Source organism: Methylobacterium sp. E-005, assembly GCF_022829725.1.
Taxonomy (GTDB): domain Bacteria; phylum Pseudomonadota; class Alphaproteobacteria; order Rhizobiales; family Beijerinckiaceae; genus Methylobacterium.
This window is the reverse complement of sequence record NZ_JAKSYG010000080.1, coordinates 19,008-27,714: the sequence shown is the minus strand read 5'-3', so window position 1 is coordinate 27,714 and position 8,707 is coordinate 19,008. Positions and strand designations below refer to the sequence as shown.

The 8,707-nt window shown below is 68.5% G+C and carries 6 protein-coding genes; 4 read left to right on the top strand and 2 right to left on the bottom strand.

Annotated elements, in window-relative coordinates; genetic code table 11:
• The first annotated feature begins 452 nt into the window (after positions 1-452).
• Positions 453-704, top strand: a complete 252-nt coding sequence (locus MKK88_RS08880) for a hypothetical protein (protein ID WP_243998918.1) — start codon at positions 453-455, stop codon at positions 702-704.
• Positions 701-2,053 carry an L-serine ammonia-lyase gene (locus tag MKK88_RS08875; protein ID WP_243998916.1) on the top strand — a complete coding sequence of 451 codons (1,353 nt, stop codon included), beginning with the start codon at positions 701-703 and terminating at the stop codon, positions 2,051-2,053. Before MKK88_RS08880 ends, MKK88_RS08875 begins: the two co-directional genes overlap by 4 nt.
• Positions 2,054-2,312: 259 nt before the next feature.
• Here the strand turns inward: MKK88_RS08875 and MKK88_RS08870 are convergent, their stop codons facing one another.
• Complete coding sequence (locus tag MKK88_RS08870) at positions 2,313-3,605, bottom strand: DUF2254 domain-containing protein (protein WP_243998914.1); 1,293 nt, start codon at positions 3,603-3,605, stop codon at positions 2,313-2,315.
• 124 nt (positions 3,606-3,729) lie between these two features.
• On the opposite strand from MKK88_RS08870, the gene MKK88_RS08865 reads away from it, so the two are divergent.
• Entirely contained in the window at positions 3,730-4,983 is a 1,254-nt protein-coding gene (locus tag MKK88_RS08865) for a cation:proton antiporter (RefSeq protein WP_243998912.1), read from the top strand.
• Positions 4,984-5,259: 276 nt separating this feature from the next.
• Here the strand turns inward: MKK88_RS08865 and MKK88_RS08860 are convergent, their stop codons facing one another.
• Positions 5,260-6,351 (bottom strand): methyltransferase type 12, encoded by a 1,092-nt coding sequence (locus MKK88_RS08860; RefSeq protein WP_243998910.1) that lies wholly within the window; start codon positions 6,349-6,351, stop codon positions 5,260-5,262.
• Positions 6,352-6,716: 365 nt separating this feature from the next.
• Between MKK88_RS08860 and MKK88_RS08855 the strand changes: the two genes are divergently transcribed.
• On the top strand, positions 6,717-8,693 hold the full coding sequence (locus MKK88_RS08855) for a putative bifunctional diguanylate cyclase/phosphodiesterase (protein WP_243998908.1): 1,977 nt from the start codon (positions 6,717-6,719) through the stop codon (positions 8,691-8,693).
• Positions 8,694-8,707 lie beyond the last annotated feature (14 nt).

Sequence of the window (8,707 nt, the reverse complement as noted above, 5' to 3'; positions counted from 1 at the left end):
CCCGCCGCCTCAGCCCTCGATGCCGGCGATCCGGCAGGCCATCTTGGATCACCTCAGTCGGCCGCCAGCGCAGCGATGCCCGCACTGTGACGCCGATCTCAACCTGCCACCCTGAAACCAATCTGCCAAAGTAGTGCTAGGGCTCGTGGGGCAATCGAGCCTGAACCGCTTCGTTCAGCTCCGGTTGGGGGGGCTCGGCGCTTTCGGGTACGGGCAAGCAGCTCGTCCTCGACGCGGGCGCGCGGGTCGTTGCGGACCCGAACCGGCCCATCCCGATAAGGAGGCTCGGCCACGTCACGTCGCGCTCCTGGAGCGAGACTTGCAAGCGCGCCATCGTGCCGGCCCGCGTCGCCGGCGGGCGCGACCTGATGGGACGGCCCGCATCACAACCCCGGCAGGCTTCGCCACGGCGGCCGAGTCCGTGGTCTTCGATCCCGAGGGGAAGCGCATCAATGCTCGAGGCCCGCTGCCGCACCGCCCGCCCTAACGCGGGCTGCCCCCGCGACCTCGGCGACGCCGCCTTCCCCGCGGGCAGCGCGACCCGCACCCTGCTGGGCAAGGCGGAGATCGTCCTGATCCGCCGCGCCGGCCCGGTGCCGACCTATCGCGGCGCGTGCTGGCATTCCTGGTCGAGCTATGTGTACGATCTGCTGCGGGAGGCCGCCATCGGGGCCGGCCCGGTGGGGAAAGCCGCCGCGCGATGATCAGCGCCTTCGATCTGTTCAAGATCGGCATCGGTCCGTCGAGTTCGCACACGATCGGCCCGATGGTGGCGGCGCGCCGTTTTCGCGAACGCGTCGCCGGGCTCCCCGGCGCCGTGCGCATCACCGCCGAGATCTTCGGCTCCCTCGCCTGGACGGGCCGCGGCCACGGCACCGACACCGCCATCTTTCTCGGCCTGCTCGGCCATGCGCCCGCCAGCGTCGATCCCGACCGGGTGGCCTTCTATGTCGGGAGCCTCGCCGAGACCGGTGACCTCGGCCTGCCCGGTCTCGCCTTCGACTGCGCCCGCGACCTGCTGTTCAATCTCGCCGAGGTTCTGCCCCGCCACACCAACGGCATGCGCTTCCGCGCCTACGGGGGCGGGGGCGGCCTCCTCGACGAGGTGGTCTGCTACTCGGTCGGTGGGGGGTTCGTTGAGGATGCGGGCGAGGCCACCCTGGCGGCCCTCGACGCCATCGCGGTGCCGTTCCCGTTCGAGAGTGGGGCCGATCTGCTGCGGCTCTGCGCCGAGAGCGGCCTGTCCATCGCGCAGGTCCAGATGGCCAACGAGCGCGCCCTCCGCTCCCAGGCCGAGATCGACAGCGGCCTCGACGCGATCCGCGACGCGATGCTCGCCTGCATCGCCCGTGGCCTGCGCATGGACGGCGTGCTGCCGGGGGGCCTCAAGGTCCGCCGCCGCGCCAAGCGGCTCCACACGACCCTCGAGGCGAACCGGCTCTCCAACAGCCGGCCGGCGCACGAGATCATGGACTGGATCAGCCTCTTCGCCCTGGCGGTGAACGAGGAGAACGCCGCGGGCGGGCGCATCGTCACCGCGCCGACCAACGGGGCGGCGGGCATCGTGCCGGCGGTGCTGCGCTACATCGTCGATTTCTGCCCCGGCTGGTGCGAGGCGCGGGGACGCGACTACCTCCTCACCGCCGCCGCCATCGGCGGTCTGATCAAGCGCCGCGCCTCGATCTCGGGGGCCGAGGTCGGCTGCCAGGGGGAGGTCGGCTCGGCCTCGGCCATGGCGGCGGCGGGCCTCGCGGCGATCCTCGGCGGACACGCGCCCCAGGTCGCCAACGCCGCCGAGATCGCGATGGAGCACCATCTCGGCATGACCTGCGACCCGATCGGCGGGCTGGTGCAGATCCCCTGCATCGAGCGCAACGCCTTCGGCGCCAACAAGGCGGTGGCCGCCGCCTCCCTCGCCCTGCACGGGGACGGGGTCCATTTCGTGAGCCTCGATCAGGTCATCGAGACCATGCGCCAGACCGGGTACGACATGCAGGACAAGTACAAGGAGACGTCCCGCGGCGGGCTGGCGGTCAACGTCGCGGCGTGCTGACGCCGCGCGCGGGACGGCGTGCGGGGCAGGCGGCTGCCGCATCCGGCCACGCGACCGGTGCCGCCGCCCGCTTCCGCCGGAGCGCCGCCCGGCGGAGGACCTGCACGAGGGCCAAGGCCGCCATCGCCCAGACGAGGCTGGGGGTCGAGCTTGCGCAGGCGGATCGGCTGGCTGGTGGTGCCGACCGCCTCGGGCCATCCGAGCCAGCCGGCGGTTCCGGCCAGGGCCGGCTCGGGCTCGTCGACCCGACGCCGGCGCGTCAGGCGGCGACCGGCGCGATTGCGCGGAACCGGCGGTGGCGGTCTTCCAGCTCGCCGAGATCGGACGGGTCCGCCACGTCGCGCCGGGCCGCCGCGATGACGAGATCGGCATGCCGGGCGAGTTCGGCCGCCCGGTCCGGCCGCTTTTCGACCTCGGCGACGCGGGCGAGCACGTCGAGCATCCGGCCGAGGACGTGGACCGAGCCGGCGGCGTTCTGGCGGATCATGTGGAACATGGCATCGCACAGCCCGTCGTAATCCGTCACCGGATGGACCAGCACGGGGTGACCCGCGCGCAGCACCACGCCGGTCGGCAGGTGCCGCGGGGCGATCCGGCACAAAGCATCGCCGAGATGGTCGACGACGCTGCCGGCCGTGAACGGGTCGTTGATGCCGGGCGAGAGGACCCGGACCGCGATCTCGACCAGTTGGCGAATCGAGAATTCCGGATCCTGCAGCGCGGCGGGGCGGCGCCCCAGCGTCACCGCATCCAGGATGGCGGCCTCGGCGCCCGCGACCTGCGCGGACAGGAACGCGATGGGAAAGCCGCTCGGCACGTAATCGCCGGGCCGCACCCGCAGGGTGATCCTGACCCGGTTCTCGCGGGCCCAGTCGGCCAGCGTGTCGGCGTCCATGGCCTGCACGTAGCCGCCGCCGGTCGCAGCGACGGCGCGCCCGGTCGGCGCCCCGGCGGGATCGGCTGCGCCCGGCTCGTCGCGCGTATGAGCGGCGATGGATTTGCAGAGATCCTGCTGGACGGCATCGACCACGGTCTCGATGTTGATGCTCGTGGCGATGTGGTGGACGAACCAGACCAGGGTGCCGACCGCGATGAGCGCCAGGATCAGGGCGCCCGTGATGGCGAGGTGCGGGACGAACGGGTCTTCCTCCACCGTCCGCACCGTGCGCAGCACCATCAGCGCGTACGCGAAGGTGCCGAGGAAGATGCCGAGCACCGTCTGGTTGCGGCCATCGCGGATGAAGTTGCGCAGGAGCCGCGGACCTATCTGGCCGGAGGCCAGCGTCAGGGCCGCGATGGTGATGGAGAAGGTCGTGCCGGCGACCCCGATGTTGGAGGACGCGATGGCGCTGAGCAGCGCCCGCGCGCCCTCGGCGCCGCCGGAATAGCCCCAGTTCGTGTCGGGCGAGGACGCGTCGTAGCCGGCGATATGGGCCGTCTCCAGCCAGACCCCGAACTGGGCCAGCAGGATGCAGCCCAGCACGACCAGGGCCGGGCGGAGCCAGAACAGGTCGCCGAGGATCTCAAGCCAAGCTTTGACACGCGTGCTCATCAATGCGGCCTGACAGCTCCCGACGCCGGGGACAACCGGCACGAAGGGGCGTTCCGATCGTTGGGGACGGGCCGGCGGCCCGTTTCGGCATGTTCCGGGTGGCCGCGAGCGGGAAGGATGCCCCTTGATCTCGATCTTCGACCTCGCCGCGCTGCTGCTTACGCTCTCGGCCCTGTTCGGCTGGTTGAACCGCCGCTTCCTGCGCATGCCGCATAGCATCGGCCTGCTCGTGATGGGCCTCCTCGCCTCGCTGGCGCTGGTGCTCGCCGACGTCGCCTTTCCGCAGCAGCATCTCTACGACGATCTCACCCGCGTGCTCGATCAGGTCGACTTCACCGGGGTCGTCATGAACGGCATGCTGGCCTTCCTGCTGTTCGCCGGGGCCCTGAACCTCGACCTCGGCGCCCTGCGCGCGCGGGCCTTCGCGGTGACCACCCTCGCGCTGCTCGGAACCCTCGTGTCGACCGCCTTGGTCGGCGCGGCGTTCTGGGCGGCGTCGCAGGCGCTCGGCAGCCCGGTGCCGCTGGCCTGGGCGCTGGTGTTCGGCGCGCTGATCAGCCCGACCGACCCGGTCGCGGTGCTGGCCACCCTGAAGAACGTCGATGTCCCGGAGGCCCTCGAAATCGAGATGCAGGGGGAGGCGCTGTTCAACGACGGCGTCGGCATCGTGCTGTTCACGGTCCTGCTCGCCTATGCGGCGGGCTCGGGCGGCGAGGCGATGAGCGCCGGCAAGGTGGCGACCCTCCTCCTGCACGAGGCCGGGGGCGGCGTGATCCTGGGTATCGTGACCGGCTACATCGCCTACCGGGCGATGAAGGCCATCGACGATTTCCCCGTGGAGGTGCTGATCACCCTGGCCCTCGTCACCGGGACCTACGCCCTGGCCCAGAAGCTCGGAACGAGCGGTCCCCTGGCCGTGGTGGCGGCGGGTCTGCTGATCGGCGAGCGCGCGCCGCGCTACGCGATGAGCGATACCACGCAGAAATACGTCTCGGCCCTGTGGACCCTCATCGACGAGGTGCTGAACTCGGTCCTGTTCCTCCTGATCGGCCTGGAGGTGCTCGTCCTGCGCTTCCAGGTCGCCGGCCTGGCGCTGGCCGCCTGCGCGGTCCCGATCGTGCTGGTCGCCCGGCTCGTGGCGGTCTCGGCGCCGGTGCTGCTGTTCCGCTGGGGCGGCAACCTCTCGCTCGGCAACGTGCCGTTCCTGACCTGGGCGGGCGTGCGCGGCGGCATCTCGGTGGCGCTGGCCCTCTCGATGCCGGAGAGCGAGGCCAAACCCGCGATCCTGGCGGCGACCTATGCTGTCGTGCTGTTCACCATCATCGTGCAGGGGGCGACCCTCAGCCTCGTCGCGCGGCGGACCCTTCGCGCGCGCTAGGGCCGTGCCCGATCGCATGGCAATCGGTCCACGACATGCGATCGGGACGCCTCGAAGGGGGCGTCCCAACCCTGTCATTTGAGGTTCCAGAGCGCAGCGGAGGCCTCGAAGGAGCCTTCAAGGGGCTACGGCGATCCCTGAAGCCCGCCTTCGAGACGCGCTGCGCGGCACATCTCAGGATGAGGTGAAGGGCTGAATGCAACCGCGCACAGCCCCACGCCCTTGTTGTGACGCGCTCTCCTGCGCCGAATCGATGTCCGCTCCGGCGGAGAGCGCTCAAGCCCGTTCGAGTTCGAGGTAGCCGATCGTGCCCGCGGCGTCGTCCGTGTACCGCTGGCTCCGGATCGCCGCCGGGGCGATCTCGTCCGCAAAGGTCTCGATTTCGGAACGGGTTCGGTAGAGCAGGTACCAATCCATGAAGACCTCCATATAGGCCTCCTCACGGACGCCCCAGAGGAAGTTGGGAATGAGGAGCCGGCCTCCTGCGTTGAGATGCTCGAACAGGACGCGCGTGAGACGTGCCGCCACCCGGGCATCCAGATAGTCGTAGAGGCCGGCCGCATAGACGAGGTCGAACCGCCCCAGATCGGTTTTGCCCGCCAGGATCTGCCGGACGGTCTCCTGCCGCGCCTCGATCACGCCTGACACCGAGTCCTGATACGCGCCGGCGACGGCGAGGCTTTCGGAATCCTGATCCACGGCGAGCAGTCGCCCGATGCGCCCCCGCTTCAGGGCGACGCTGAGTTCCGCCTCGCGCAGATGTCCACTGGCCACGGACAGGATCGCGGGCTTCGCACGCCGCTCGGCCGCCTCGTCGATCTTCGCCGCAAGGATTGAGCGGCGGTGCCGGACCGCTTCACAGGCCGTCACGTTGACCGTGAAGGCCATGACCGTGCGCCCGGCGTCCGTGGCCGCCTCCTGGGCCGGCCGCGCCGCCGGATGGCGATAGACGAAGTCGATCAGTCCAGCATCCCCGGGGTAGCCGCGGGGCCTCGTGAAGGAATGATGCGTAAAAGGACATTCATGGATCAAGTTTGCGATCGGATGTCGCCGCGCCGCGGGCAGTACCGCGTCGCGCCAAGTCTGATCGCTGAATGTTTCCTTCAGGAGGCCGAGGAGATCGATCAGCGCGTCCGTCATCGCTGAATAGTCACCGGGCGCGGCAAGGGACGCGAGATCACTCAAGGCCCGACCGACGTCGTCCGCAACGACGGGATAAAAGGATTTCGGTAGGTCGACAAGCAATCGATCATCGATAGCGGGCTTCGGCCTGCTATCTAAAGATCTGAATGAGTTCAGAAGACCGCGGTCACGAAACAGCGAAAGTCCGCCGCTGGCCATATCTTTAACGTCCTTGCGCACCACCACACGGAGGATCCCGGGGCGCTAACGTTAAGGTTAACGAATGCTTAGGACTTGTCTAGGGGTTGTGAAAACTTGTTCATTTCCGGTCTGTATCTGCCGAAGGGGCTGAGGTCCCAATCCCGCGGACCCGCACCACCCGGAGCCTTCGAGACCGGGACACCGCCGATCGGATCCGGTTTCCTGATCCACACCCCAAGGTGATCGGTCGGTCTTGCAGGCTCTCGTGCCGCGATGGGCCCCGCGGTCAGCGGCTGAGAATCATTTCCGCCAGTAGACCCGCGTCACGGGGGTGGGGCGCGCCCATATTCAACGTATTAGTATTTTGGAAGATCAGCTCTGCTACCAACCGTCGGGGAGGGGCCAGGGCGATGACGACCGAAGCGCTAGATCTGCTCGATCGAGAGCTCGGCAAGCGTTGGTTCGAGCGCCGCTCGCCGCAGCTCGTTGCGGCGTTTGAGATCCAGCACGCGAAGGCTCTGCAGGCGGAGATCGGCCGGGCGTGTCGGCTTGTCGGCCTGCTGTACGTTGCGTTCGCGGCGGTGGACGCCCTGCTGATCCGTGACATGCTGCCCTATCTCGTCCCGGCGCGCCTCGCCATCGGCCTCGTTTACGTGCTGGCCATCGAGGTTCAGTTCCGGCGCGGCGTCCGGACGCGCTTCCTCGAATTCCAGTGCGCGATCGGGGTCGTCCTAGGCTTTGCCGCATGGCTGTTCCTCGCGACCCAGAGCCGGGAAACGACCGCGACGCTGTATTATGCCGGGTATGGGCTGATCTTCATGCTGGTCGCCAACCTGTTCTTCAATCTCAGTTTTGAATTCGCCCTCCTCTCATCCGGATTGATCGCGGCGATCTTCCTGTCATGGGCGGTCATGTTCGTCGGCGATCCGACCTACATCGTCTGCTTCGGATCGCTGTACGGTTTCAGCTTCATGCTGACGATTTTCTTGAACTACAAATACAATCGTGAGCGATACCGGGTCCATCTGAATGCGTGCCGGGCGGAGCTGCGACAGCAGGAGGTCGTGAAGCGCGGCGAGGAACTGGTTCGGCTGTCGACGACGGACGCCCTGACCGGCCTGATGAACCGCCGCGCGATCGATGACGTCCTGCGCGAGCTCTGGCTCGCCAGCAAGGCCTCGGGACAGGCCTTCGGGGTCATCCTGGTCGATGTCGATTACTTCAAGTCCTACAACGACCGCTACGGGCATCAGCAGGGCGATCGCTGCTTGACCGAGGTGAGCCATGCCATGCGGGGCGTGGCCGAGCCCCATGGCTATGCCCTGGGGCGCTTCGGCGGCGAGGAATTCGCGGCCCTCTTCAGCGCGGAGACGACGGAGCAGGTCACCCGCTTCGCCGAGGAGCTGCGGCGGGCGGTCGAGGGCCTTCACATCGCCCATGCGGCGCGGCGCGATCATCTCTCGGGCATTACGGTCAGCATCGGCGCGGCGTTCTCCGGGGATGTTGCCGGCGACAAGCCCGAGCGGACGGTGACGGCCGCCGATATCGCGCTCTACGCGGCCAAGGAGGAGGGCCGCAACTGCGTCCGCACCTTCGACCGGCGGATGCTGGAATCCGATGCCGGTGACATGCTCACGGCCGAGATGCTGCGTTCGGCTATCGCGGACAAGCGCATCGCGGCCGTGTTCCAGCCCATCGTCGATGTGAAGTCGGGCCTGATTTGGGGGGCCGAGGCCCTGATGCGCCTCAAGGATCCGGAGGGGCGGGCCCTCTCACCGGAGGTCTTCATCCCCGTGGCCGAGCGGACCGGCGTCATCTTGGACCTCGGCGAATGGATGCTGCGCGAGGCGTGCGAGCTCCTCGCCAGCGAACCCGCGCTCCCGGTCGTCAGCGTGAACGTGTCCTCCCGGCAGATCGAGGATCCGAACTTCGTCGGCGTCGTCGGCGCGATCGTCCGCGCCGCCGCCATCGCCCCGTCGCGCCTGGCCCTGGAGATCACCGAAGGAGGGCAGATCAGCGGAAACCCGCGGGTCGCGTTCCTGATGGATCAGCTCTCGGCGATCGGGATCCGCGTCTGGCTCGACGATTTCGGAACCGGATTTGCCGGCCTGACCTGTCTCAGCGAACTGCGCTTCGACATGGTCAAGATCGATCGCTTCTTCGTTCAGAGTAGCAATACGCCGCGGGGCGCGAAGCTTCTGAAGAACATCATCGACCTCGTCCAGAGCTGCGCGCAGCGGACGATCGTCGAAGGTGTCGAGGAAGCCGAGCAGGTCGAACTGGTCGCCTCGTTCGGCGTCGACCTGTTCCAGGGCTACTATCTCGGTCGCCCGATGCCGAAGGCCGAGCTCGTGTCGCGGCTCGCCAGCTATCCGGCCGTGGCCTGATCGCGCCCTGCATG